Below are 26,426 nucleotides of genomic sequence, written 5' to 3' on the forward strand. Positions count from 1 at the left end.
TCTTATAATTTTTTATGCACCCTGATAAAATTAGTAAAGTGCTTAACCCTATTATTTTATGCCGCATTATCGTTCCTTTCATATAGTAAATTCATCATAAATTGACTGTAGATGTAAGCAGCATAACAATTGATTGATAGTATCAAGATTTTCTTGCTCTAGTCTTACCATTTAAATAAGAGAAAGGCCGAGTTGCAGATATCCCTTTATTTTTTATTTTTTTTGGTATCGACATCGACCGACACTGACATACCGGGGCGCAATTGCGCAAGCTCAGGTTGTTCTTGCTCTAAATCTATTCGTACTGGAATGCGCTGAGCGATTTTAATATAGTTGCCAGTCGCGGGATTTGTCGCGCCCGCGCTAAATTCACTGCCAGTCGCTGGCGAGATATTGCTGACATGACCTCGAAACGTAGCGCCGCCTAGCGCATCCACATGAATCGTTGCAGGCTCACCGACAGTCATATTTGCCACTTGGGTTTCTTTAAAGTTGGCAATAATCCACACGCCTTTTGGCACCACATACATGAGCTGTGTGCCCGCGCTGACATATTGCCCCGCTTTGACGCTGACTTGACTCAGTTGTCCTGATTCCGGTGCTCTGATAATAGTATTGTCTAAATTAAGCTGTGCTTGCTTAGCAACTGCTTCTGCATTTTTAATATTGGCATCGAGTGATGAGCGGCTACCACTGGTTTTTTTGCTGGCCTCAAGGGCGACTTGTAAATTGGCTTCTGCTTGCTGCACGCCCGCTTGTGCTTGAGCGAGCTGAGCTTGGGCATGAGCAACTTCTGCTTTGGATACTGCGCCAATCGCATCAAGTCCTTGATAGCGCTTTACATCTTCGCGTGCACTATCAACGCTGACTTTGGCACTATATAAGTCCGCTTTACGTGCTTCGATTTGTGCCTGACTGGTGCCCGTATCTTGCGCATTGCTTGAGCGGTCGGTCATAGCGACTTCGATATTGGCTTGTGCTTGTTCGAGCTGCTGCAAAAAGGCACGGTCGTCTATCTTGACCAATAAATCACCTGCTTGTACATTTTCAAAATCTTGCACTGCCACTTCTGTGACATAGCCAGAAACTTGCGGGCTGATAATCGTTGTTTGACCTTTTACAAAGGCATTATTAGTCTGCTGAACCGTAGGCGTAAAGGGCGGTAGCTTCCATGCATAAAGAATCAAAAGTACGCCAATAATGATTAGTGCAATTAATAAGCCTAGGTTAAAGTAAGATTTCTTTTTAGGCGACCAACCCGTAGCGTCAGGAATAGGCTCTTTTGGCGGCATTGGCGTTTCATCAGCATCAGCAACGGACGTTATTATCGAGTCCTCTTTTTTCGCTACGGACGCAGTATCATCATTTTTCGATTGGTTTAGAGGCACCTCTATTGCTGCTGCATTGGATGATGTCTGATTGTTTTCAGCAGTATTTTGGGTGGCATCTTGAGCAGTGTCTTGATTATGGTCATCAAGATCATTTAATTTGTCTTCGCTCATGATGCGCTCCTAATGAGATTAGTAAACATAGTGGATAACTTTTTAAAATATAGTAATTAGCATAAGAAGAAAAGGTAATAGCAACAAATCGATATGATTATCACCTGTTATTTTTTGCCCATCATTTCTGCCAATGCGGCAAGTTCTTTACCAAGTGGATTACGTTTATGATAAAGGTAATAAAAATAAATCATCAATAAATATAGCGCAGTGATAGTGGCGCCCACGGCCATCAAAAAGAATAAATCATCATAAGCGGCGACCGTTGCTTGACGTTGCACACCCTGTAGCATTTGGGTCATCGTAACATGATCAGTGGTATTCATTGAACTGACCATATCGGCATAATGCATCTGAGTACGAATGGTGGTAAATGCTTGAATACCTGCCGCGCCTGCCAAACCGCCGATCGTTTGTGAAATACCAAAAATCACCGAAAAGCTAATAATATAGGCAGGTCCGTTAGCAATGGCGCGAAACATACCTTCAAATACCATTGGTCCCATAAAGTAAACGGCAGCAAAAGCGATTATAAACTGACTGAAATAGAACATATAAGGGGCAGAGTTTAGCGACACACCCGTATCTATCCATGCACCAATCGCAATCAAGGCAACCGCAAAAATCACGGGTCGGCGCAGATCCGTCGCCTTGGTGGTAAAAATGCTAATCACTAATGCCAGTATGCTAGCCACCAAGATGATCGCATAAAAAACAATCAGCTGGTCATTACCATAACCAAGGTTTGCTAATAATCCTGCGGCGCCCACACTTTGCTCAGACAGCAAAATACGCATGACGGCACCAGTAATCATAAAGGCAATAATGGTGCGACTACGCATCCAGCGCACTTGTAGCATTGGGTTTTTGCGGTGCGTCTCAATCCATAAAGCAATCGAGATAGTCACGACGGCAATGATCAATGGATAGCTAAGCCAAGGCATTGTCCACCATTGAATTCTACCTTGTACTAAAAATACCGATAGGGCGGCAAGACCACTAGCAAAAAAGCCAAAACTCACCAAATCAAGTTTTTCAAAGACCTTTTCCGTGTTGCCTGGTGGTAGCTCAAGAATGTTAATAAGCCCAAAGCAAATCAGCGATAGTCCCACTTGAAATAAAAACAAACCTTCAAGCTGACCATCAACGGCTAAATAAGGCGAGATAATCCGTGACAGTGGAATGCCAAACTGCACCAAGCCGAAGCCTAATATCAGTCCGCTGATACGCCGAGCAGTTGGCATGCCTTGTAGACAATAAAAAATAGACAATACCGTCATCGCACTAGCCACCACACCACTAAAGCCACGGGCGAGCAGTTCTAAATAATAAGGCTCAATGCTAATCCCAATCGTCGTACTGAGTAGATTGCTACTGACCAGCCACTGCATACTGGTGGCTGCCAATAAAAAGAACAAAGTGATTTTGCTAAATAACGACATGCCAAATTGCTGGCGAATTTTGTACAGTAGCACCGTGACACAAGCATTGGTCATATTGTAAGCGACTGATATCCAGCCACCTTCTACTGGTGTTAAGCCCATTTCACCTTGGATTTGAGTGAGATTCGCGACCAATAAACCATTCTGAAAGCTGGCAGTTAAGCCGATAAAAATACCAATCAGCAAATAAAATACTTTACGGCGTACAGGATGATCAGGGGTGGCAGGCGAGCCCAGCATGAATGGTCGTTCATGGGGCTTAAACTGGTATTCAGTACTCATGGATGGATAATCTGCGTAGAGGGATAAAATGGTATATAGCCGTTGTTAAGCAAGCATCACGCTCGTCGGATAGTCATGAAGCTCAAGACGTTCAAAGTCATTTAATAAAAAGCCATTTAACAGAAAGTCATTTAGTAGACTGATAAAACCAAAAAAGTATTCTAAACCCTGTTTTGGATGTTTTATCATAATTTTTGTTGAGCATTTATCACGCATAACTAACGCATTGAAAATCAAGTTAAAAGATAGATGCTGCTGTCTGTCAATGATAGACGATAAGAAACACAGTGCTATAGTCAGAGCACTTTTAAACCGCTACGGTGTTACCCACCCTAGATGTACTCAGTGTAATATCTGCGGTCGGTCGCCTTGTAGCGATTCTAAAATTCCTTGACTGTATGTCACATAGCTACGACTCAGGTCATTTTTGCCCATAAAAAACAGCTCTATAAAGAGCTGTTTTTTATACATTAAATAGTCGATAAACAGTTAGACCATGGTACTAAATAGAGTGATCATAATTCGCCTCTAAACGCATGCTGCGCTGATAGCTATCAAGACTGGCGAGTTGTAAAGCATACTGCTTGATATGCGGATAATCATCTAACGCTTCACGCTTAGCCAGCATGATTAAGTCAAAAGACAGCATAAAGTCAGCGCCGCTTAGCTTATGACCAACGATAAATGACTTATCTGCAACTTCCTCGTTTAGATAGCTCAACAGTCTGTGTTTTTCTTGACTGATATAACCATCTAAAAACTCGTTATCGACGATACCGGCTTTTTTGGTAAATAGCTCCAGTAATAACGGCAACATGAGCGAGCTTTCAGCAAAGTTAATCCATTGCAGATAATGTCCATAGTCTAAGCTATCAGTCGTAGGACGTAAGCGCTCTGGCGCAAATCGCTCAATCAATAACTCAGTGATTGCACCCGACTCGGCATAAAGTTGACCATCCATCTCGATAACCGGAGATTTACCGAGTGGATGTACCGCCTTTAAACTGTCTGGTGCCAAGTGAGTATTAGGATCGCGTTGATGACTAATGATCTCATAAGGCACGCCCAGCTCTTCTAAAAGCCATAAAATACGTAATGAGCGAGACTGGTTGAGATGATGTAAGCGAATCATGATAGTGGCCTTTTTGCATGGTCTATTATATTGACGTTAAAAAGATATTAACCTTTCAGCTTAGTGATTAAGCGCTTGGCAGCTTCCTCTGATGACGCTGGGTTTTGTCCCGTAATCAGCAAGCCATCTTCGACCACAAATGATTCCCAATCAGCGGCTTTTTCATAGTTACCACCATTGGCTTTTAGTGCATCTTCTACTAAGAATGGCACGACATCTGTGAGACCAACGGCGTCTTCTTCTGAATTGGTAAAGCCAGTCACTGTTTTGCCTTTGACTAAATACTCACCGTCAATTTTGACATTTTTAAGAGCGGCTGGAGAATGACAAACAAAGGCGACAGGTTTGTCTTGTTTGACGAAAGTCTCAATCAAATTGATCGAATTTTTATCAACTGCCAAGTCCCATAGTGGACCATGACCGCCTGGATAAAAGACTGAATCAAAATCTTCAGCGTTCATATCAGCGAGTTTTTCAGTATTGGCAAGATGCTTTTGAGCATCGCTGTCTTCTTTAAAACGCTTGGTATCTTTCGTTTGGGTGTCTTCAGTGTCACTGCTAGGATCAAGCGGTGGCTGCCCACCAGCAGGAGAAGCAAGTGTCACATTGACGCCCGCATCGATAAAAGCGTAATAAGGCGCGGCAAATTCTTCTAGCCAAAAGCCCGTTTTTTTACCAGTATCGCCCAACTTATCATGTGAGGTTAGTACCATTAAAATATTCATAGTCGTCCTTATTTATTATTGATGTTGTTCTTAAATCATGGGTTGTTAGCAGTCATGCTTAATTAATCATCTGTAATCAATATGAGTATTTGCAATGACTGCTAGCGGTATTCATAGAACAGTATTCATGGTTGAGAGGTCATTTTCAGTGGTTGTCTTAGCAAGTTATGTTGTTAAGTCGTTATTTGCGATTCAACCAACTGATAACCATTGGCTCTGTTATTCAACCTCAGAAACTTTAACCACTGTTTTACCAAAGTTATCGCCATTTAGCATGCGAACAAAGGCATTTGGTGCATCGTCTAAGCCTTCAGCGATATATTCTTTGGTTTTAACATCGCCTGACTCGACCCATTTACTCATGGTTTTTAAGAATTCTGGGAAGTGATCGCCATATTCTTCAAAAATAATGAACCCTTTAATGGTGAGACGACGGCTTAGAATGTTGCCCATTAATACGCCTAGACGATCTTTACCATCAGGCAGCTCGGTGGCGTTGTATTGCGAGACCAGACCACAGACTGGGATACGTGCATGCGCATTTAATAATGGCATAACGGCATCAAACACTTTGCCACCGACGTTTTCGTAATAGATATCGATGCCATCTGGGCACGCCGCTTTTAATTGCTCGGCAAAGTCATCAGCTTTATGGTCAATACAGACATCAAAGCCTAGCTCATTGACAGCAAAGTCACATTTTTCTTTGCCACCAGCCACACCAACGGTACGTAAGCCATATTGGTTGCCAACTTGACCTACCGTTGCACCAACAGGACCCGTTGCAGCAGCGACGACCAAAGTTTCCCCTTTTTGCGGCTTACCGATGTCGGTCAAACCCATGTAACCGGTAAAGCCGGGCATACCTAATACACCTAAACCATAAGAAGGATTTGACATGTTTTTGTCAAGCTTTAAGACGCCTTCGCCATCACTGACGCTATAGTCTTGCCAGCCTGAGTTTGAGACCACTAAGTCACCAACAGCAAATTTGTCAATATTGGATTCAACGACTTGGGCAACCGTTCCACCCATCATGACATCACCCACTTCTAGCGGATCAGCATAGCTTCTTGCATCGCTCATACGTCCACGCATGTATGGATCTAAGGATAAGTAAACGGTACGCAGCAGCATTTCATTGTTATTTGGCGATGGGATATCGCTGGTTACCATATCAAAGTTTTCAGCTTTTGGCTCACCTGTTGGACGGCTTGCCAATTTAATTTGACGGTTTGTTTTTTGATTTTGTTGTTTATCAAAGCTCATTATCAGATTCCTTTTCTATTTATTGATTTTAAGATTCTATTGATTTTAATATTTACTGGTTTTGATATTTAATGGCGAATGGAGTAGTTACTCAGTGCTGAGCAACTACTATAAATAGCATAACAATATGTGTTTCTTATTACGGTGGTGTTTTTATTAAGCAGCTTTGCTACTAATAGCACGTTGTAGAATACGGCGTGACACTTCTAAATCATTGTTGCTGTGCTCGCCTAACTGAACCATGTTGTGCGCCTCAAGCTGCTTGATAATCGGGTCAATAGCTGACGCATCAAGTTCTGCATCTTCTAAGCTGACGGGCAAGCCAAGGTCACGGAAGAAGTTTTCGGTACGGACAATAGCCGCTTCAATGACAGCATCTTGGTCTTGATGAGTATCATCGAGCGTAATATTCCAGACATTATGCGCATATTGAAGTAATTTCTCTTTTTTGCTGTCTTTCAACTCGCGCATTACTGATGGCAATAAGATAGTTAATGTACGTGCATGATCGATGCTGTGCAACGAGGTTAGCTCATGACCGATCATATGTGTCGTCCAGTCTTGCGGTACGCCTGCACCGATTAGACCATTGAGTGCCATGGTTGCTGTCCACATAATATTCTTACGAGTTTCTAAGTTTTCTGGATCTTGTTTAACGATACGACCTTCATCAATGAGGATTTTCAGCAAGCTCTCAGCAAAGGCATCTTGTACTTTGGCATTGACTGGATACGTTAGATACTGTTCCATGACATGGACAAAGGCATCAGCCACACCATTCATCACTTGACGCTCAGGTAATGTCAGTGTTTTGATTGGATCTAATATTGAGAACTTAGGGAAGGCAAGTGCGTTGCCAAATGGTAGCTTAGCTTGACGTTCACTATAATTGATGACGCCGCCTGAGTTCATCTCAGAGCCAGTGGCTGGAATGGTCAAAACAGCACCCAAATCGATGGCAGAATCAATGTCTCTGCAATAGCTGGTTAATGCGTTCCATGCTTGTTCGCGTGAGACTGTCGTGCCATCTTCTTCAGTGAGTGACGATACCAATGCCACAAATTTGCTACCATCAATGACTGAGCCGCCACCGACCGCTAGCAAAAAGTCAATATTATGCTCATTGACCATGTCTGCTGCTTTTAAAAGAGTCGTGAATTCTGGATTGGCTTCAATACCACCAAATTCGAATACGGTACGTGTACCGCTTGCAACCAAGGCTTCTTTTACTTCGTCTAGCGTACCTGTGCGCTGTGCCGAACCGCCACCATAAGTGATAAGCACACGGGCATCAGTCGGGACCAATTCTGATAGTTGTTTGATTTGACCCTCACCAAAGACGATACGTACTGGATTGTAATATTGGAAATTATTCATAGTATTCCTAAAATTATTAAATATTTGTGTTAGGCGTATGGGGTGCAAAAATCTCAGTGGCAAATTAGCCATTCATTTTTGCAACTGTGGGCATTGTACATTAAATAGACCAGTCGTCTAGTATTTTTTACAAAACTCTCTTATAACTCAATTTTTTGCTTTAGATATAGGGATGTATAAATGGCTAAAAAGCGTTTAACGCACGAGATTAGCGTCCCAATTGAGAAGTAGTCATCTGCCATACTTCTGCAAGCGGTGTATTGGTTTGGCTAATCTTGGCGATTAAACTGGCACCAAGCCAAGCAAAATACCAACGTTTTGCCATGCTCTCGGCCGCGATATTGTCAGGCTGTGGTACAGAGTCATCCGCCCAGCCTGCTTTGATTTGTTCGGCAAGCCAACTGATGGTCTGCTGATAACCAGCATTCAGTGCGATGCGCATAGGTTCAGACAGATCTGCAACTTCAGCGCTGAGCTTCACCACCAAGCACTTTTCATGATCACAGCCATTTTGTTGGGTGTCATACCAGCTTTGAAAGTAATCATAAATCTTTTGCTGAGCATTAACTTTTTGACGACCAATGGTGTCTAAGCGTATCTTATAGTCAGTAAAATAATGACTGATGATAGCTTCACCGAACGCTTCCTTTGAGGCAAAATAATGGTAAAAAGAGCCTTTAGGAATACCGGCTGTGTCTAGTATTTGTTTGATACCGACGGCAGTAAAACCTTTTTTGGAAATCAGTTGATAGCCTGTTTCTAACAGATGCGTTTTGGTATCTGGTGGGATTGTGGTTGAGGCCGCAGACATAATAGTAATGTCCTCCTATATTTTTTATGAATGTATTTCAGAGATAAGGTATGGCGAATAATGCTACTTAGCGCGCTATTAACAATTATTCATGATACTTTCTATGGGTCGATGCAGATTTTTATCGTTGCTTATAATTGTTGCTTGTAATGAGTGCTTATTGTAAAGGTTGATATGGTCACGTTACGTTTTTTCAACAATACTTGCTGACAAAATACGCTTATTTGTATGAGGTCTATGGTAGCATTAGACCAGTCGTCTATCAAGTTTCGTTTTGATGCGCTTAATCAAATGTCGCGAGCGCAGGCTATTTAATATAAATAACTGTGTTAAGGGTTATTTTTTATCTGCCTCAATTTGCTAGCCATACTGTTTTATTGACAACCACCATAACATCCATAAAATAAATGAGAAGAATTATGTCAACTGATACCGATAATACCAAAGCCAATGCCTATAATGATTTCCACCTCCAGTACATTGCAGGGGAATGGCAAAGCGGTCAAGACGATAGCGTCAATACCAACACCAACCCCTACAATGGCGATACACTTGTAAAGATTCAGCAGGCGACAGAAACACAGCTTAATGAAGCTTATCAAGCAGCAAGTGTGGCACAAAAAGAGTGGGCACAGCAAACGCCAGCGACACGAGCAGGTGTACTATATAAAGTGGTTGAGATTTTAGATCAGCGCCAAGATGAAATCGTCGGTTGGCTCATTAAAGAGTCGGGCAGTACCCGTGTTAAAGCCATGGTTGAGTTTGCTGCTACCCGTGCCATTACCCTTGAGGCTGCGACTTTCCCCAGTCGTGTACATGGCGAGATTCGTCCATCTAACACTCCTGGTAAAGAAAACTTTGTTTACCGCGAGCCTGTCGGTGTCGTTGCTGTCATTAGTCCGTGGAACTTTCCATTACATTTGACCCAACGTTCTATTGCACCAGCCTTAGCACTTGGTAACGCTGTGGTACTCAAGCCTGCGAGTGATACTCCAGTGACTGGTGGTTTGCTGCTAGCAAAAGTATTCGAAGAAGCAGGTTTACCAAAAGGCTTGCTCAACGTGGTGGTTGGCTCAGGTAAAGAGATAGGAGATGCGATCGTTGAACACAAAACCCCAAGCTTTGTCTCATTTACTGGCTCTACTTCAGTCGGCAAGCGCATTGGCGAGTTGGCTAATGGTGGCGACTACATTAAACAAGTAGCGCTTGAGTTGGGTGGTAACAGTCCATTTGTGGTACTAAAAGACGCTGATATTGAGCAAGCGGTCAAAGCAGCAGCCTTTGGGAAGTTCTTACATCAAGGTCAAATCTGTATTGCTATTAATCGTATTATCGTTGAAGACGAGATTTATGATGACTTTGTTGAGCGTTTCTTGGCGCATGTTAAAACGTTAAACGTCGGCGATCCGAGCAAACAAGACACGGCGGTTGGTCCGATTATTAACAAAAAACAAGTCGAATCGTTGAAAGAGAAAATCGCCAACGCGCAGCAAGAAGGTGCAAAAATGATACTAAGTGGTGAGATTAAAGGACAAGTTGTACCGCCGCACATCTTTACTGAAGTGACGCGCGAGATGGATTTGTCACGTAATGAGGTATTTGGACCATTGGTCGGTATCATCCGTGCCAAAGATGAAGAGGATGCATTATCGATTGCCAATGACTCAATGTTTGGTCTGTCGAGTGCGGTATTTACAAAAGATATGGCAAAAGGCATGCGCTTTGCTCGCGGTATCAGAGCGGGCATGACCCATATTAACGATATTTCAGTCAATGATGAAAGTAACTTACCATTCGGTGGCGAGAAAAACTCAGGTATTGGTCGTTTTAACGGTGAGTGGGTGCTAGAAGAGTTCACTAGAACGCACTGGATATCTATGCAACATGAGCCACGCGAGTATCCGTTTTAAGCGATGTACATTTTCAATGCTCTAAATTAAAGTTTTAATAATAAAAAAGCCTGCAAATAAGCGGGCTTTTTTTATGGGAACGTTGAAAGTGTGATTATTTAAGGTGAAAGCCTAGCAAGTCTTGTATCTCCTCGACGGTCATATGTCTAACGAGCGCCTGATCTTCTACCGACAGGCGATTGGTGTGTTCTTTTATCATAGTATGGATACTACGAGCGACCTCAGAGGTGCTAGCATAATACATTTGCGGCTCTTCTTTGGTGAGTTTCATCAAAAACTTATCGATGATTTTGCGCTTTTCATGGGAAGCGTGTTCTTGAGTCATGACATTCTCCTAGTTATAAACCATCTAAGCAGTCAGCTCAGTGATAGTCAATGCTTATGGCTAGTATAACGCAGATAACAACGAGGATAGCGACTTAAGTTGAACGGGTAACACGCTCTATACTGTGTGTCACATTCTAAAATATTATTATCTAGCGCCGTAAAACCATGTCCTTCTAGGGCGTGGATATCAGGCGTCAACCGTTGTCACCTAAGATTGAACATACCTTGATAACCAAATACATTGAGATCATAATTACCCCATGAAAACGCTCAAACTACGCATCAAAGACAAACATGCCACTCAGCTAAATATCTTAGCGGGGTCGGTTAACTTTGTCTGGAATTACGTCAATGAGCTAAGTTTTAAACACCTCAAGCGTACTGGTCAATTCTTTTCGGCTTATGATTTGGCTACTTACACCAAAGGTGCGGGTGAATATCTAAACCTACACAGCCAAACCTTACAAGCAGTGACCGAAACCCATGCCAAGGCTCGTAAACAGTTTAAAAAAGCCAAACTCAACTGGCGCACCAATAATCCTAAAGCCAAACGTAGTTCTCTTGGTTGGATTCCGTTTAAAAAGACCGCTATTAAGCATATCAGCACCCACCAAAGTGGTAAAAAGTGTCTAAAAAGCACCCTGCAATTCAGCTTAGCTAAAGGTAAAAAACTCACTATTGACCTATGGGACAGCTATAACTTAGCGCTCTACACCATCAATACTTGCGAATTGGTACAGGACAATCGCGGTCACTGGTACGTCTGTGTGACGGTTAAAAAATTTCCAAAAACAGCGTGTGGCACTGGTCAGGTCGGTATTGATTTAGGCTGCAAAGATTCAGCAGTCAATAGTGATGGCGACAAACTACAAACCAAAGTCACTCATCAATACGCTGAAAAACTGGCCATTGCTCAAAGAGCTAAGAATAAAAAGCGGGTCAAGGCCATTCACGCCAAGATTAAAAGTACCCGTCAAGACCTCATTCATAAATTCACATCAAAGCTTGTCAAAGCCAACAGCCTAATTGTTGTTGGTAAAATAAAATCAACATCATTCACTAAGGGCAAATTTGCCAAATCCGTCTATGACGCAGGTTGGTTTGAAATTAAGCGGCAACTGGATTATAAATGCGCGAACGCAGGTTGCCACTATATCGAAGTGAATGAAGCGTACACCACCCAAACCTGCTCGTGTTGCGGCTCTCGCCAAGACAGTCCGAAAGGTAGATCAGCGCTTGGTATAAGAGTATGGTTTTGTCGTTCTTGTAAAACGACCCATAACAGAGACGTTAATGGAGCAAAAAACATTCTCGCGGTCGGGCTTGGCCGTCTTTAGTAGGAATCCCCCTCCTTTGAGGGCGGGGAGGAAGTCAAAGTTTAGACTCAGCTTCAAGTGAGCGCGTTTAACTACTTGGGAATCGAGAGTATGTCAAATCACCAATCAGACAACGCATCAAATAAGTCAGTCAAAAAAGCGGTATTGGTCTTATTTCATAACGATTTGCGCATAGAAGACAATGAAACGTTAGTCAAAGCGGCGACATTGGCTAAAAGTAATCAAGGCAACCTGATGCTCATCTATGCTGGTTTTTTGGCTGATTGCATTGAACCGAAAGAGAGCCGTCAAGCTTACCACTTCAATGAGATGGGCGCTGCTCGTCAGCAGTTCTTGTCTGAGAGCTTGGCTGATTTGGATCGATCGCTTCAGCGCCTTGGTAATCGATTGCTGTATCTGTCGCCAAGCTATTCATCAAAGAGTCAGCTGTCACCAGATAAGGTGGAGTCTGCCTTAAACGCCTTTACTCAGTTATGCCAGCTCATTGAGCAGCAACAAGTCACCGATATCTGTGTCAGCCACACCGCAGATTATAATCAAAATAAAGGCTATGCTGCCTTGCAGAGCAAATATCCGCAGATAATATGGCACAGGCAATCAACCCATACGCTATTTGCTGATTTACCAACACAAGACCTGCCCAAAAGCTTTACCCAGTTTCGCAAAAAGGTTGAAGCAAGCCATGATTTATTGAATGCTGACGACGAAGTGGCTGTTTCTCCTACGCCAAAGTCGCTGCCGCCAATGCCTGATGCGTTGATAGGTCATAGTAAATACCTTTTTAAAATACAACCATCTGATGAGCAAGCACAGCAAGCGCTTAGCTTTAAAGGTGGTGAAACAAATGCAATGCTTCATTTAACTCACTATTTTGATTCTGCTGCGCCGCGCACTTATAAAACCACACGTAATGCACTGGATGACTGGACGCATTCCACTAAATTCTCGCCTTGGCTGGCAAATGGTTGCTTGTCTGTGAAAATACTATTGAATCGCTTACGTCATTATGAGCGTGAGATTATCGCCAATGAGTCAACGTATTGGATATGGTTTGAGCTGCTGTGGCGCGAGTATTTTTATTGGTATGCAATTGAGCATGGTAGCAATCTATTTTTGTTTAAGGGCATTGGTTATCAATTACCAGCTACTCATTTTGACGATCAGCGTTTGCAGCAATGGCAGAATGGCAGCACGCCATATCCTATCGTCAATGCCTGCATGAATCAGCTAAAGCAAACAGGGTATATGTCTAATCGAGGCAGACAAATCGTTGCTAGCTGCTTTATTCATGAGCTGGGTTTAGACTGGCGTTACGGTGCAACCTATTTTGAGCAGCATCTTATCGATTATGATGTCGCGAGTAATTGGGGGAATTGGCAATATCTAGCGGGCGTAGGCGCTGATCCAAGAGGATGTCGGCAATTTAATCTTAGCAAGCAAACCCAACAATATGATTCCAAAGGTGAGTTCATTGATAAATGGCAAGGCGGTCATATAAGTTAAAGCGGTTTATGGATTTTAGAGCACAAATACTAAATAGCACTTTCTAAACCGCTAATAGTCTTATCAGTGGTTATTTTTTATGCTAATAGCAAAACGTTATCATGAGCTATAAAATTATCCCTATTGTATAACCTATAACATTCATTTAAAATGAATCTTTAAGTTAAACTCTATTCACATGCTTCTAAGAAGACTGCCATGCAATCGATCAACTTACCCAGCAAGCCGCCCAGCTCTCCACATCCCATTCTGAATCTGAGCTTTCGAATATTTTTTAGTGCTGCCGCGCTATTTGCCGTGATAACGATGCTGCTATGGTCTTTTGTATTTACTGGTCATACAGATATTGACGCACAAGCGCTGAATCCGTTGTACTGGCACGGTCATGAGATGGTTTACGGTTATGCCTTGGCGGTCATTGCAGGATTTCTCCTCACGGCAGTGAAGACGTGGACAGGGGTAATGATGCCGCATGGTTATAAGCTGCTGGCTATCTTTGGCTGTTGGCTGCTGGCACGTTTGAGCTGGGCAGGTTTTGGGCTTGGTATGACGGTTGCGGGTAGCAGTATATCGTTGTTATATGTCGCCGCAGTATTTGACTTATTGTTTATCGCTTCGATGGCATTTGTGATATGTCGAGCGGTATTACAGGTCAAGCAGTATAAGCAAATGGGCATCTTAGCGAAACTGGCATTATTGACCGTTGGCAATGGAATCTGCTACTGGGGTATTATCAATGCCGATATGAGTATGACTAAAATAGGTATTTATCTAGGGTTTTATCTGATTATCGGTTTGGTGCTGACCATTGGTCGCCGCGTGGTGCCATTCTTTATTGAACGTGGTCTCAGTGTTGGAACGACGGAAGTCATCAAGTTGCGCAATAGTAAAGTACAGGATATTGCGAGTTTATTGTTTTTCTTAGCGTTTTTTATCAGTGACTTGTTTTATCCTAATAAGTATCTGCTGACTATTACGGCACTTGGCGTAGCAGTGGTTAATATCGTCCGTTTGGTAGGCTGGTATCATCGCGGTATCTGGCAAAAGCCACTGCTTTGGTCATTATATGTTGCATTTTTGGGCATGTGTTTGAGTTTTCTGCTGTATGCGCTGCAACCATGGTTGGGCTATACTCATAGTATTGCGATGCATGGGCTTGCCATTGTAGGCGTTGGTATGATGACCGTGGCGATGATGACGCGGGTATCGCTTGGCCATACGGGACGCAGCATTCATCAGCCGCCCAAGACGGTGAATATTATGTACGGTCTGATGGTATTGGCATTTGTCAGTCGCGTGCTATTGCCGCTTGCCGATATGAGTCACTATCTATTATGGATCATGATTGCCCAAGGGGCGTGGATTGCTTGCTTCGTGCTATTTTGCATCAGTTATTTGCCGATGCTGGCACGTCCTAGACCCGATGGTCTGTTTGGTTAGAGCCTGTAGTGCAGTTATAATGCTCTCGCTAAAATAATAGGGGATTTATCCAAGTCTATCGACTGATTGTTGATATTTTTGAGTAGGTTGTTTGCAAATGTTATAAGGTTTTGAGACCCTCATTTTCAAACTCATAGAGTTACATTGCTAAAATTTAAGCTGATACATACTTGAGAGATTTATATAAAATAGGAGCGCAAATAAATGCGATTGACCAATTATAGCGATTATGCACTGCGCTCATTGATTTACTTGGCAGTGAGACCAGAGCCGCCATTACTCGCAAATATCAGTGATATTGCTGACAGTTATGGCATTTCTAAAAGTCATTTGACCAAGATTATTCATCAGTTGGGTCAGCTTGGTTATATAGAAAGTGTGCGTGGTAAAAATGGCGGTATACGTTTGGCTCGTGCGCCAAAAGACATCAATTTGGGTGTATTAATTAAACAAATAGAGCCAGACTTTGATTTGGTCGAATGCTTTGCGACACCCGCGAATGATAAGAGTAGTGATGGTCGACAGACTGGCTCAACAGGTTTGCCTATTACGCTTATTGATGAAACGACAAATAACGCTAGAGGCTGTGTCATTAGCCCAGCATGCCAACTAAAAAGTGTGTTCTTTGAAGCGCTGACGGCATTTATTAACGTCCTTGAGCGCTATACCTTGGCAGATATCATCAATAATGAAGATGAGTTAGCGTCTTTATTGTTTCGTTAATAATTTTTGATGTTGATGGCATCATTGCAAAAAAGGGAGCGACCATCTTGGTCACTCCCTTTGTTATACTTCTAATGTGAGGTTATACGGTCAATTAAGCTTTTTCTAATTTTGGACGGGCTTTATCAATGGCTTTTAATAGCGCCACTTCAAACTCACAGTCATTAAATGTCACTAAATAGGAATGTGCAGCGCAGAAATTACGCACATCGCGCCATTCATGTGCCAAATTGCTTGCCCAATCGCAATATTGCTTGCCTGCATTGAGCTCATTTTTTAGCGCTTTTTTGGTCGTTGGGTGCAGTATCAGTTCAGGTAATATCGCCTCTAATAACTTCATTGGTGGACTCATAAAGGTGTCATCGACGTGCAAGCTTTGACTGGCAGGATGATAGGCTAATAGTGAGCCTGCATGAATCATCTCATTGGGTGAGATATAGTGGATGCCTTGTGACATTGAGAACTTAAGCTCAGGGTAACGCTTGGCGACCGCATCGCTTTCAACCAAGTCATCTGCCCATTTTACTTCAGGTACTTTTTTATGGTGGCGGCTACTGCCATAAAAGGTCGCCTGCGGGAAGTCTTTTGCCATTTGTGCACAGTGCACCGTATGGAATGGGTGGACGTTCAGTACTGCTTCGACATCTTGACCATTATTGGTTAATGCCATCACCTCATCGCGTACGTCACCAGTCAATGAATAGCTATCCAAAAATATAAACTTTCCTGAGTTTAACTGTATAAGTGAGCAGTGAGTGCCAATGTTTAGAACACCGCCAATGCGAAAAGATCCGCGTATATTCCAAAATCCTGCCCCTAAATCATGAATTTTATCGGTCATTGAAATTATTCCTTAGTGTTTTTATTCGAGTTTTTTAATGTCTTAGCAATTTTAATAATGAATATTTCTCATCAATAGATGACAACTTATTATAAATGACCTCTTATTATGGTGAGTCATGTACCTAAAGTCTGTTATAAAAAAGATGTTGATTGTTAGGTTCAGTGTATAACGTTAAAGTCGGATATAAGCCTATATTAACTGAGGGTCATTGTCATTCATAGCTTATAATTTATAGATTATTATTTAATGAATCTGTATAATATCTCTCACTATTTAATTTGTATTTGAAGGTTGAGTCATGAGATTTTTTGGAAAAATGAGCGCATCAGCGGTTATGGCAACGATGTTACTAGCAGGTTGCTCAAGCCTAAACAATGATAACAGCGTCACTAAGATGGACACTATCCAAGCTGCTCAAACAGCACCAGTCCCACAAGTAGATTTTCGTTTCAGCACTACTGAGAATTTTGATCTTGCCAATCAAAACAAACTTTCTTGGCGCGTGTTTTATGACAAACCCTCTACAAGTGCAGATGCTACTTGGTTTGACGCCGTAAAACATGGTGATCTAGCCACGGTCAAATACATGGTTGATAATGGTCAAGACTTAGAAGTTAAGGATACAGGTAGCCTTAACCAAACGGCGTTAGGCTGGGCTGCTTTTATTGGCTATGAAGATATGGTCGATTACTTAGTCAGTAAAGGCGCTGATATCTATGCTAAAGATGACGGTGATGTGTATAACGTCATGAAATCTGCTGTACTGGGAAAAAATACCAATATTGTCAAAAAAGTACATACGTTATTGAATGAAAAAGCACCTGTGGACTTAAATGATCAGACGGTAGAAAGTGATGGTGAAACCTTGATTATGGTTGCAGCTAGTAATAATCGCCTTGAAACTGTCAAATATTTATTGGCGCAAGGCGCTAATCCAAATCTAGTGGCAACGACCAAAGACAAAAAAATGGGCTCGTATAATCAAGGTGCCTATTCATATGCGTGTTCGCGAGATTTGGTTGATATGCAAAAGCTATTAGCCGCCAATGGTGCTGTGAATCATCGCACTGGCAAAGCGAGCTGTGAATAATTGCGTTAATGACTTTACAAAAAAGGCTGCCATTTCGGTAGCCTTTTTCTATGCTAAGCGCTCCTAAGTCAGAGATTGACCAGCAGATTGTTTATCAGTACCTAGTTTATAAGTGCTTTTCTCATGAGTGCCTTGTTTATGAGCAGTTTTTATAGTCGTAAGCGGATATACGAGGATTGTTGCCATAGTTGTCGTTACTACATAAAAACTGATTAAAGCGGATATCGCCATTAATATAGCGATGCATCCAAGCAATACCTGGCTTGCTCAGCAATATCTCATTAAAACGATAACTTGGACAAAAATGGCTACCATTCTTTATCTCAATCTTCATTTTTGCGCCTGTAGCTTTATCATAAAAACGACTGCTGTATTTTTTATTTGAGGCGATACGGTCATTTTGGCAAGTAATGAATAAAGCAGGCGTGTTCATTTCGCCATAGTCTTTATTATGATAGGGCGTTTGCGAAATAATCGCTCGAACCGTCTGACGTTTTGTCGCTAGCTGGAGAGCGCCGCCGCCGCCCATTGACCAGCCAATAGCACCCAAGCGCGTACTATCTATCTGAGCGCCTACCGTATTGTCATGAAGCATATGATCAAGCGCGGCACTTAACTGCGCCGCACGGCTCTCTGGGTCATCATAAATGGAGTTGGTATCGATGGTGATAACCACAAATCCCCAAGATGCCAAACGCGGCCCCCACCATTTAATAGAAGATTCGTAGGACACATAACCCGGTACTACTGCGATTCCGCCTAACAGACCACAGCCGCCTGCGTTGGTTGGATAATAAATGGTTCCGCCACCAAAGCCGTTGGCTAACTGACGAGGAACGGGTTTTTTGGCCACCGAAAAAGGCCCTTTATCACGAGTATCTGAAAGATTAGCCGCTGTAATAATACTGTCGGCGATACAGTTTGACGGCACGGCTGGTGTTGATACAGGCGATGTTATTGCAACCGCTGACGCTATCGGGGTTGATACTATTTTGGTCGATTGCTCTTTAATTGTGAGCTTGTTCGTTGCGGCTACTTCGTCTAACGTAACTGCCGACGCACTTATAGAGAAAACCAGTGCACCTATAGCGACAATCCATTGCGAATAAAAAGGGTATTTGGGCATGATAGAGAGTCTGTTATAAGTGAATCGGATTTTGCCGCAGGTTATATTTTGAGGATATAAGTTTTTGTGAATCGCATTTATATATAATAGATCAAAATAATAGTAGACAGTAATCTGCTTGCTGTCAAAAATATACGTCACCTACGCAGTATATAAATCAGCAGTTTTTAGTGTTCAACAGACCCTAAGCATCAATAAAGCGATACCGATAACACACCGAAACCAGAGTCTAGTATTCGGTGTGCTAAAATCATACCTGACGGCTATCCCTAGCATCAGCCATTATTGTCATCATTGTTTTTGTCATTATTTCAGCTATTATCGTCCTATTTCTATTACTCACGCCAGATCATCCGCGTCCAACATAGCCTGTATCCCTGTGAAAAATACCATCAGTAAACCCCAGAATAATATGCCAGAACCTCTATCTACACCAATCAATTCGACATCGTGGGTATTAAAACTCACTATCGGCTTGATTGGGATGTTTGCTTTTTTGCAAGTGTATTCTATTCAGGCCATTTTGCCCGTATTAATGGTAGACCTGTCTGCAACTGAGGTGCAAGCTGGCATGATCGTCGGTGCAACGGTGATGGCGATTGCTATTATGTCGCCATTCTTGGGCATGCTGTCTGACGCTGTGGGGCGTAAATCCTTTATCGTTGGCGCGTTATTATTTTTAGCGATACCAACTGCTTTAATTGCCCAAAGTCCGAGTATTGGTTGGATGGGCATGTGGCGGTTTATGCAAGGGTTGTCTGTACCGGGCATTACCGTGGTGACGATTGCTTATATCGGTGAAGAGTTTGAGGGACGCGCTGTCACGGAACTGATGTCGTTTTATGTCTCAGGCTCGGTACTTGGCGGCTTTATGGGGCGATTTTTGCTTGGGCATTTGCATGAGCTTATCGGCTGGCGTGCAGGCTATTATGTGATGGCAGCGATGACTCTTATCGGTGCGCTGTGGGTCGGCAAGATGCTACCATCATCACAGCAGTTTGTGGCCAATCCGAATTTTCGTTCCGCGATGCAGACGCTCGGTGAGCATTTAACCAATCGTTATGTGGTGACGGCTTGTCTGCTAGGGGCGTGTGTTTTATTCTCACTCGTGGGTTGTTTTACCTTTATCAATCTACATCTTGCTAAGACGCCATATGAGTTGAATACGGGTGCGCTTGCCAATATTTTTGCCGTTTATTTGATAGGCGTTGTCATCACGCCATTGTCGACGACCTTGCTACGTCGCTTTGGTTCAGCGCGCACAGTACGCGTGGCTGTTTTCGTTTCTATGATTGGGGTGCTGTTAACGCTAGTAACTCCGTTATGGGGCATTATTATTGGTCTTGCTATTATGTCCTCAGGTGTCTTTATCACCCAAGCTGCCACCATCAGTTATATCGCCGTCAATGTTAAAAAAGGGCGCTCATTGGCGTCTGGTTTATATTACATGGGGTATTATGCTGGCGGTACGATGGGTGCGTGGTTATGCGGCATGGCTTATGCGCGCGGGCAGTGGTCGCTCACAGTATGGCTGCTCTTATTTGTACAGATTTTGGCATTACTGGTTGCCAGTTTTGGTATGATTAAAACAAAATCACGCGCGGCTTGATGGCCGTTTTTGAGCAATATTCATCAAGCTATTGCAGCTTAGGATGTTTACGTAAGGTCGCTTTACATAGCACCTATTTTTTCTTACTATCGATATAGCCTGCTCAATACGCCATCAATTATCCATGATTCACCCGCATAATAACTTATCCGCATGACCAACAAGGACGTCACATCTATGTCAAATATTTACCACAGCGCCCCTTCTGCTTACGATTATCCCTTATTAGTCAAGCAGCTATTGAACCGTGCCAAAACGGTGTCGCTAGAGCAAGAAATCGTTTATGCTGACAGAAAACGCCTTACTTATAAAGATTTATTCAATCGTATCAATCGCTTGGCCAATGTCTTAGCAGGTTTAAATCTAGATGCAGGTGATATAGTGGCGGTGATGGATTGGGACAGCCATCGTTATCTGGAGTCGTATTTCGCTGTACCGATGTCAGAGTATATTTTGCAAACCGTTAATATCCGCCTATCGCCAGAAAAAATTCTTTATACCATCAATCATGCTAAGCCAAAGGTGTTATTGCTTAATTCTGAGTTTGCGCCATTGGTCAAAAGCTATCAGTTTGAAAACTCTAGTATTGAGCATATTATTTGGCTAGATGATGATGGCGTGACATCTGAAGGAGTCTTCGGTGGTAATCAAAACCGCGTAGTGGGTGAGTATGAAGCGTTATTACAAGCTGCCGATAGTGAGTTTGACTTCCCAGATTTTGATGAAAACACCATTGCCACAACGTTTTATACCTCAGGCACGACGGGCGATCCAAAAGGCGTGTTCTTTAGCCACCGCCAGTTAGTATTGCATACTCTTACCGAAGCGGCAACACTAGGTATGCTGCCCGACAAGCAAGGCGTCAGTTACGGTGATGTCTATATGCCGATGACGCCGATGTTCCACGTTCATGCGTGGGGCTTTCCATTTACTGCGACCATGGCTGGTCTGAAGCAAGTGTATCCGGGACGCTATGCACCAGATGTGTTAATGGATTTGATTATTAATGAAAAAGTTAGTATTACCCATTGTGTCCCAACGATTTTGCAAATGGTGCTCAAAGAAGCGCAAGATCGCAGTGCTAGCTTTAATGGTTTAAAAATGATCATCGGTGGTTCAAGATTGACTGAAGGTCTGGCAAAAACCGCCATGGCACAAGGTATCGAAGTATATACTGGTTATGGTATGTCAGAGACAGCGCCCCTTATTAGCTTGACAGAATTTAGTCTCGACGAGCCTGAAATGAGTGAAGATGAAGATATCGCTCGCCGTTGTATGACTGGTAAGCCCGTACTGATGGTGGATGCTCAAATATGGAGTACCAATAATGAGTCGGTTGGTACCGGTCAAGACAATACTGGCGAGTTGGTATTACGTGCACCTTGGTTAACGCAAAGCTATCTAAAAAATGACGATGCGGGCAAAGAGCTGTGGGAAAACGGCTATATGCACACCCAAGACATTGCTTATATACGTTCTGATGGTTATATTAGAATTACTGATCGCTTAAAAGACGTCATTAAGTCAGGCGGCGAGTGGATATCGTCATTAGAGATTGAGACGATTTTGTCGTTACATCCAGCGGTCGCTGACGTATCTGTGATTGGGGTACGTGACAAACAGTGGGGCGAGCGTCCATTGGCCTTGATTGTGTTAAAACCTAATGCTCAAGACACGAGCGTTGATGATATCAAAGCCATTGCTGAGAAAGCCGTAGAGCGGGGTATTATTCCGAAATATGGTGTGCCAAGTCAGTTTAAGTTCGTCAATGAGCTACCAAAGACTTCTGTTGGTAAGCATGACAAAAAAGTGATGCGTGAGATGTATGCTGATCAAACTGAGGTATAGGCTTAAAGTGGCTTAACTATTGAGCAGATAACTGGCTTAATAGTTGACCTTTATTGTTAGCTCTGCTACATTTTAAACCGATACTTACTAAATCGATACGTAGTGTATCGGTTTTTTGTTCTATTAGAGATAGCTGGCAGGGATAGCCAATCTTTACTATGACATTATTAGACAATATTACATCGTATTACCCATCATTTATGCTAAGGACAGCTATTATGAGCGAGCAAACCGCCACTTCAGTGACCAACCAATCGTCAGAGCAAGCTCAGACTTCTCAAGCGTTATCTAATACCACTCAAACTTTTGCTGAAATTTATCAATCTTCTATTGAAAATAAAGAAGAGTTTTGGGCTGAGCAAGCCAAGCGTATCTATTGGCATAAAGAGCCTGAGCAAATCCTCGATGACAGTAATTTGCCATTCGCTAAGTGGTTCGTCGGCGGTGAGACCAATCTTTGTTATAACTGTGTAGATCGCCACCTCGAAGAGCGCGCAGAGCAGGACGCATTCATTTGGTTGTCATCAGAGATTAATCAAGAGTTAATAGAAACCTTTCCAGCCGTCGTTGATTCGTTTAAAGATCTAGGCAACAACGTCGAATTTTATACAGACTATACCAAGCGCCGTTTGACGTACAATGACTTGTATAAAGAAGTCAATTATTTTGCGGATGTATTGCAACGTCATGGTATCGGCAAGGGTGATCGGGTCATTATTTATATGCCGATGATTTTGGAAGCTGCTTATGCTATGTTGGCTTGTGCTCGTATCGGTGCGGTGCATTCAGTGGTATTTGGCGGGTTTGCGGCACATAACTTGGCTATCCGTATGGATGATGCCGAAGCAAAAATGGTCATCACGGTGGATGCAGGTTTGCGCGGTGGTAAAGTTATTAATTATAAAAATCTTGTCAATCAAGGGGTCGAGCAAGCAACGGTTAAGCCCGAGCATGTATTGGTCATCAATCGTGGCATTTTACCATTTGAGCCAAAAAATATTGATGTTGATTATGCAACCCAGCGCCGTATCAGCTGTGAAGCCAATGCGATTGTCGAGCCAGTTTGGCTTGAGTCAAATACGCCATCATATTTACTTTATACCTCAGGCACTACGGGTACGCCAAAAGGCGTGCAACGTGATACAGGTGGTCACGCGGTTGCGTTAACGACGTCGATGGACTATATCTACGATGGCAAGGCGGGCGAGACATTTTGGGCGATATCAGATATCGGCTGGGCAGTTGGGCATTCTTACACCATTTACGCACCATTGCTGGCGGGCATGACGAGTGTGATGTATGAAGGTCTACCGCATCGCCCAAACCCCGGTATTTGGTGGCGAATTGTTGAAGCAAACAAGGTCAATATCTTATTCACGGCACCGACGGGTGTCCGTATGCTGAAAAAACAAGATGAGACATGGATGACACGCTATGATGTCTCCAGCGTAAAATCCTTCTTTTTGGCAGGTGAACCACTGGATGAATCGACAGCCAATTGGCTAACTAAGCATCTAGGCGTTCCTATTTTAGATCACTATTGGCAGACAGAATCTGGCTGGCCTATTCTAAGTAATACGCCAAAGTTCAATCATAAACCGCATAAGCAAGGCTCGCCTGGTTATCCAATGTATGGCTATGATGCACACGTTATCAATGAAGAAACGGGCCAGCCCTGTGCTGCTGGCGAAAAAGGCCTACTTGCAATCAAGGCGCCTCTGCCACCTGGTTGTCTCACCACTGTATGGCGCAATGACGAGCGCTTTATCAGCAGCTATTTTGGCTTGTTTGATGGGCAACAATACTCAACGTCTGACTATGCGGTAACTGATGAAGATGGGTATTTCTATATCTTAGGACGCACAGATGATGTGATTAACGTCGCTGGTCATCGTATTGGTACGCAAGAGATTGAAGAGGCGATCAGCATGCATCCAGAGATGGCAGAGTGTGCGGTTGTAGGTATTCAAGATCAGTTGAAAGGGGAGTTGCCTATTGCGTTCTGTGTGCTGAGAGATCATGAACAGGTGGCAACAACTGAAAATCGGTTCCGTATTGAGCAGCAAATCATCGGTGCCGTGGTCAAGTCCCTTGGCGGTATTGCAAGACCGGCGGCCATTTATTTCCCGCAAGCGTTGCCAAAGACCCGCTCTGGAAAAATATTACGCCGTGCCATTCGTGCATTAGCAGAAGGCAAGGAAACAGGGGATATGTCGACACTCGATAATCCACCCGCGATTGATGCGATCAAGCAGTCTATGAAAGACTACTAATACGATGGCGTATTAATTGAAAAAAGCCATCTAACGTTAATATTGAAAAAAAGCTCATGCACAATCATGGGCTTTTTTGTTTTCAATTTAAGGCGTCTCTTCATTTTTATCATCACCTAGTCGCTTTCGCTCAAACTGAAAATATACCTTACATAAAGTTTTTTTCGTTAACATAAACTCAGATAAAATTTTGACAAAGCGCTTGACCCTAAAAATGGTTTATTGGTATAGTCAATAACGATACGAAATAAATCATTTTATAAATTACGTTTGATCGATAAAAGCTCATCATTTTTTCTCTCTTTTTGAATATTAAGACGTCAGCTAATGACAGTCTTGCAAACAAGATAAGGATATCTTATGCACCACGTTCAGCAGCTCATCAATGGTCAATTTGTTGATTCTAATGCCAGTGAATGGATTGATATCACCGATCCTGCCACGCAAGAAGTCATCGCTAAAGTTCCGCAAACTACTGACGATGAAATAAATCAAGCGGTCGCTGCTGCTCAAGCAGCGTTTCAAACGTGGCGCAAAACGCCCATTACTACACGTGCCCGTATCTTTTTAAAGTATCAAGCATTGATACGCGACCACATGGATGAGCTGGCAGAAATACTGACGGCAGAGCAGGGCAAAACCATTGCTGATGCGCGTGGCGATGTGTTCCGTGGTTTAGAAGTAGTTGAGCATGCTGCTGGTATTGCAAATCTACAGATTGGCGATTTCGTTGAAAACGTTGCCTCAGGCGTTGATACCTATAGTATTTGGCAGCCACTAGGCGTTTGTGCTGGTATCACGCCATTTAACTTTCCAGCGATGATTCCACTGTGGATGTTCCCAATGGCGATTGCCACGGGCAATACTTTTATCCTAAAACCTTCTGAGCAAGATCCGATGGTAACCATGCGTCTGGTTGAGCTTGCTGTTGAAGCGGGCGTACCTGAAGGGGTGCTAAACGTGGTGCATGGCGGCAAAGCAACGGTGGATGCGATTTGTGACCATCCAGATATCAAAGCAGTTTCGTTTGTTGGTTCAACCAACGTCGGCAAACACGTTTATGAGCGTGCCAGTCAATCAGGTAAACGCGCACAGTGTATGATGGGCGCAAAAAACCATGGAGTTATCTTACCAGATGCCAATAAAGAACAGACTCTAAATCAGCTAGCAGGTGCTGCATTTGGCGCTGCTGGTCAGCGTTGTATGGCGCTATCTGTCGTTGTCTTGGTCGGTGCTGCAGGTGAATGGATTGACGACATCAAAGCCAAGGCAGAAGGTTTAATCGTCTCAGCAGGTAAGCATGATAAAGATTTGGGTCCACTAATTTCTCCCGCGGCAAAAGCGCGTGTTGAGCATTTGATTGGTACTGGAGTAGAAGAAGGGGCGAGCTTGATACTTGATGGTCGTGGTATCACGGTCGAGGGTTATGAAAAGGGTAACTTCGTTGGTCCAACGATTTTTGATAACGTCACTGCAGATATGCAAATCTACAAAGAAGAAATCTTTGGACCTGTCCTTTGTATTATGCGTGCTGCCAGCTTAGATGAAGCGATTGAGCTGCTCAATGCCAATCCGCATGGTAATGGTACGGCTATCTTTACTCAGTCAGGGGCTGCTGCGCATAAATTCCAGCAAGATATCCAAGTCGGTCAAATCGGGATTAACTTGCCGATTCCTGTGCCACTACCGATGTTCTCATTCTCAGGCTCACGTGCTAGTAAACTTGGTGATTTGGGTCCTTATGGTAAGCAAGCGGTGCAATTTTATACCCAAACCAAGACCGTTACGGCGCGTTGGTTTGATGATGAAGCAAGTCGCGGCGTCAATACGACTATTTCAATTTAACGCTGAATCAC

19 protein-coding genes and 1 pseudogene are annotated in these 26,426 nt (G+C 43.1%); 10 read left to right on the forward strand and 10 right to left on the reverse strand.

Annotated features, from left to right (window positions below):
* Positions 1 to 206 precede the first annotated feature (206 nt).
* The 7 genes from ACI2JM_RS04375 to ACI2JM_RS04405 form a co-directional block, all read right to left on the reverse strand.
* Complete coding sequence (locus ACI2JM_RS04375; RefSeq protein WP_404642393.1) at positions 207 to 1,502, reverse strand: HlyD family secretion protein; 1,296 nt, start codon at positions 1,500 to 1,502, stop codon at positions 207 to 209.
* A gap of 107 nt (positions 1,503 to 1,609) precedes the next feature.
* Complete coding sequence (locus tag ACI2JM_RS04380) at positions 1,610 to 3,226, reverse strand: MFS transporter (protein ID WP_404642395.1); 1,617 nt, start codon at positions 3,224 to 3,226, stop codon at positions 1,610 to 1,612.
* A gap of 502 nt (positions 3,227 to 3,728) precedes the next feature.
* Complete coding sequence (locus ACI2JM_RS04385) at positions 3,729 to 4,358, reverse strand: glutathione S-transferase family protein (RefSeq protein WP_404642397.1); 630 nt, start codon at positions 4,356 to 4,358, stop codon at positions 3,729 to 3,731.
* Positions 4,359 to 4,405: 47 nt separating this feature from the next.
* A complete protein-coding gene (locus tag ACI2JM_RS04390) occupies positions 4,406 to 5,083 on the reverse strand; it encodes a type 1 glutamine amidotransferase domain-containing protein (protein WP_045446333.1) in 678 nt (225 codons plus the stop codon).
* 219 nt (positions 5,084 to 5,302) lie between these two features.
* The gene (locus ACI2JM_RS04395) at positions 5,303 to 6,352 is read right to left on the reverse strand and encodes an NADP-dependent oxidoreductase (RefSeq protein WP_201614189.1); all 1,050 of its coding nucleotides are present in this window, start codon (positions 6,350 to 6,352) and stop codon (positions 5,303 to 5,305) included.
* A 156-nt stretch (positions 6,353 to 6,508) separates the two neighbouring features.
* Positions 6,509 to 7,729: an iron-containing alcohol dehydrogenase gene (locus ACI2JM_RS04400; RefSeq protein ID WP_404642400.1), complete on the reverse strand. Its 1,221-nt coding sequence runs from the start codon at positions 7,727 to 7,729 to the stop codon at positions 6,509 to 6,511.
* Between the two features lie 208 nt (positions 7,730 to 7,937).
* A complete protein-coding gene (locus tag ACI2JM_RS04405; protein ID WP_055124963.1) occupies positions 7,938 to 8,540 on the reverse strand; it encodes a TetR/AcrR family transcriptional regulator in 603 nt (200 codons plus the stop codon).
* A gap of 419 nt (positions 8,541 to 8,959) precedes the next feature.
* Here ACI2JM_RS04405 and ACI2JM_RS04410 point away from each other — a divergent pair, with 419 nt between their 5' ends.
* Complete coding sequence (locus ACI2JM_RS04410) at positions 8,960 to 10,450, forward strand: aldehyde dehydrogenase family protein (RefSeq protein WP_404642402.1); 1,491 nt, start codon at positions 8,960 to 8,962, stop codon at positions 10,448 to 10,450.
* A 94-nt stretch (positions 10,451 to 10,544) separates the two neighbouring features.
* Here ACI2JM_RS04410 and ACI2JM_RS04415 read toward each other — a convergent pair whose 3' ends face one another.
* Entirely contained in the window at positions 10,545 to 10,775 is a 231-nt protein-coding gene (locus tag ACI2JM_RS04415) for a hypothetical protein (RefSeq protein ID WP_045454282.1), read from the reverse strand.
* A gap of 262 nt (positions 10,776 to 11,037) precedes the next feature.
* Between ACI2JM_RS04415 and ACI2JM_RS04420 the strand changes: the two are divergent.
* From ACI2JM_RS04420 to ACI2JM_RS04435, 4 genes and pseudogenes are all read left to right on the forward strand, one after another.
* Positions 11,038 to 12,134, forward strand: a pseudogene (locus tag ACI2JM_RS04420) (RNA-guided endonuclease InsQ/TnpB family protein).
* 70 nt (positions 12,135 to 12,204) lie between these two features.
* Entirely contained in the window at positions 12,205 to 13,617 is a 1,413-nt protein-coding gene (locus tag ACI2JM_RS04425) for a DASH family cryptochrome (protein WP_404642404.1), read from the forward strand.
* Positions 13,618 to 13,815: 198 nt separating this feature from the next.
* A complete protein-coding gene (locus tag ACI2JM_RS04430) occupies positions 13,816 to 15,057 on the forward strand; it encodes an NnrS family protein (RefSeq protein ID WP_404642406.1) in 1,242 nt (413 codons plus the stop codon).
* Between the two features lie 204 nt (positions 15,058 to 15,261).
* On the forward strand, positions 15,262 to 15,780 hold the full coding sequence (locus ACI2JM_RS04435; RefSeq protein ID WP_404642408.1) for an Rrf2 family transcriptional regulator: 519 nt from the start codon (positions 15,262 to 15,264) through the stop codon (positions 15,778 to 15,780).
* Positions 15,781 to 15,874: 94 nt separating this feature from the next.
* On the opposite strand, the gene ACI2JM_RS04440 is transcribed toward ACI2JM_RS04435, so the two are convergent.
* Positions 15,875 to 16,621, reverse strand: coding sequence for a hypothetical protein (locus ACI2JM_RS04440; protein WP_404642410.1), 747 nt, complete (start codon positions 16,619 to 16,621; stop codon positions 15,875 to 15,877).
* Positions 16,622 to 16,922: 301 nt separating this feature from the next.
* On the opposite strand from ACI2JM_RS04440, the gene ACI2JM_RS04445 reads away from it, so the two are divergent.
* On the forward strand, positions 16,923 to 17,714 hold the full coding sequence (locus ACI2JM_RS04445) for an ankyrin repeat domain-containing protein (RefSeq protein WP_404642412.1): 792 nt from the start codon (positions 16,923 to 16,925) through the stop codon (positions 17,712 to 17,714).
* 136 nt (positions 17,715 to 17,850) lie between these two features.
* Here the strand turns inward: ACI2JM_RS04445 and ACI2JM_RS04450 are convergent, their stop codons facing one another.
* The gene (locus ACI2JM_RS04450; protein WP_404642414.1) at positions 17,851 to 18,840 is read right to left on the reverse strand and encodes a dienelactone hydrolase family protein; all 990 of its coding nucleotides are present in this window, start codon (positions 18,838 to 18,840) and stop codon (positions 17,851 to 17,853) included.
* A 412-nt stretch (positions 18,841 to 19,252) separates the two neighbouring features.
* Here ACI2JM_RS04450 and ACI2JM_RS04455 point away from each other — a divergent pair, with 412 nt between their 5' ends.
* The 4 genes from ACI2JM_RS04455 to ACI2JM_RS04470 all read left to right on the forward strand — a co-directional run bounded on the left by ACI2JM_RS04455 (position 19,253) and on the right by ACI2JM_RS04470 (position 26,415).
* Positions 19,253 to 20,449 carry an MFS transporter gene (locus tag ACI2JM_RS04455; protein WP_404642416.1) on the forward strand — a complete coding sequence of 399 codons (1,197 nt, stop codon included), beginning with the start codon at positions 19,253 to 19,255 and terminating at the stop codon, positions 20,447 to 20,449.
* Positions 20,450 to 20,626: 177 nt separating this feature from the next.
* Positions 20,627 to 22,297 (forward strand): fatty acid--CoA ligase, encoded by a 1,671-nt coding sequence (locus ACI2JM_RS04460; RefSeq protein WP_404642418.1) that lies wholly within the window; start codon positions 20,627 to 20,629, stop codon positions 22,295 to 22,297.
* Positions 22,298 to 22,515: 218 nt separating this feature from the next.
* On the forward strand, positions 22,516 to 24,570 hold the full coding sequence (locus ACI2JM_RS04465; RefSeq protein ID WP_404642420.1) for a propionate--CoA ligase: 2,055 nt from the start codon (positions 22,516 to 22,518) through the stop codon (positions 24,568 to 24,570).
* A 360-nt stretch (positions 24,571 to 24,930) separates the two neighbouring features.
* Positions 24,931 to 26,415, forward strand: a complete 1,485-nt coding sequence (locus tag ACI2JM_RS04470) for a CoA-acylating methylmalonate-semialdehyde dehydrogenase (RefSeq protein WP_404642422.1) — start codon at positions 24,931 to 24,933, stop codon at positions 26,413 to 26,415.
* The last annotated feature ends 11 nt before the right edge of the window (positions 26,416 to 26,426 follow it).

It is taken from the genome of Psychrobacter sp. NPDC064578, from assembly GCF_044901245.1.
In the GTDB taxonomy this organism is placed as follows: domain Bacteria; phylum Pseudomonadota; class Gammaproteobacteria; order Pseudomonadales; family Moraxellaceae; genus Psychrobacter; species Psychrobacter cibarius_C.

Coding starts and splice junctions, on each gene's coding strand:
- ACI2JM_RS04375 (WP_404642393.1), bottom strand. CDS start 1,502: ATGAGCGAAGACAAATTAAATGATCTTGATGACCATAATCAAGACACT.
- ACI2JM_RS04380 (WP_404642395.1), bottom strand. CDS start 3,226: ATGAGTACTGAATACCAGTTTAAGCCCCATGAACGACCATTCATGCTG.
- ACI2JM_RS04385 (WP_404642397.1), bottom strand. CDS start 4,358: ATGATTCGCTTACATCATCTCAACCAGTCTCGCTCATTACGTATTTTA.
- ACI2JM_RS04390 (WP_045446333.1), bottom strand. CDS start 5,083: ATGAATATTTTAATGGTACTAACCTCACATGATAAGTTGGGCGATACT.
- ACI2JM_RS04395 (WP_201614189.1), bottom strand. CDS start 6,352: ATGAGCTTTGATAAACAACAAAATCAAAAAACAAACCGTCAAATTAAA.
- ACI2JM_RS04400 (WP_404642400.1), bottom strand. CDS start 7,729: ATGAATAATTTCCAATATTACAATCCAGTACGTATCGTCTTTGGTGAG.
- ACI2JM_RS04405 (WP_055124963.1), bottom strand. CDS start 8,540: ATGTCTGCGGCCTCAACCACAATCCCACCAGATACCAAAACGCATCTG.
- ACI2JM_RS04410 (WP_404642402.1), top strand. CDS start 8,960: ATGTCAACTGATACCGATAATACCAAAGCCAATGCCTATAATGATTTC.
- ACI2JM_RS04415 (WP_045454282.1), bottom strand. CDS start 10,775: ATGACTCAAGAACACGCTTCCCATGAAAAGCGCAAAATCATCGATAAG.
- ACI2JM_RS04425 (WP_404642404.1), top strand. CDS start 12,205: ATGTCAAATCACCAATCAGACAACGCATCAAATAAGTCAGTCAAAAAA.
- ACI2JM_RS04430 (WP_404642406.1), top strand. CDS start 13,816: ATGCAATCGATCAACTTACCCAGCAAGCCGCCCAGCTCTCCACATCCC.
- ACI2JM_RS04435 (WP_404642408.1), top strand. CDS start 15,262: ATGCGATTGACCAATTATAGCGATTATGCACTGCGCTCATTGATTTAC.
- ACI2JM_RS04440 (WP_404642410.1), bottom strand. CDS start 16,621: ATGACCGATAAAATTCATGATTTAGGGGCAGGATTTTGGAATATACGC.
- ACI2JM_RS04445 (WP_404642412.1), top strand. CDS start 16,923: ATGAGATTTTTTGGAAAAATGAGCGCATCAGCGGTTATGGCAACGATG.
- ACI2JM_RS04450 (WP_404642414.1), bottom strand. CDS start 18,840: ATGCCCAAATACCCTTTTTATTCGCAATGGATTGTCGCTATAGGTGCA.
- ACI2JM_RS04455 (WP_404642416.1), top strand. CDS start 19,253: ATGCCAGAACCTCTATCTACACCAATCAATTCGACATCGTGGGTATTA.
- ACI2JM_RS04460 (WP_404642418.1), top strand. CDS start 20,627: ATGTCAAATATTTACCACAGCGCCCCTTCTGCTTACGATTATCCCTTA.
- ACI2JM_RS04465 (WP_404642420.1), top strand. CDS start 22,516: ATGAGCGAGCAAACCGCCACTTCAGTGACCAACCAATCGTCAGAGCAA.
- ACI2JM_RS04470 (WP_404642422.1), top strand. CDS start 24,931: ATGCACCACGTTCAGCAGCTCATCAATGGTCAATTTGTTGATTCTAAT.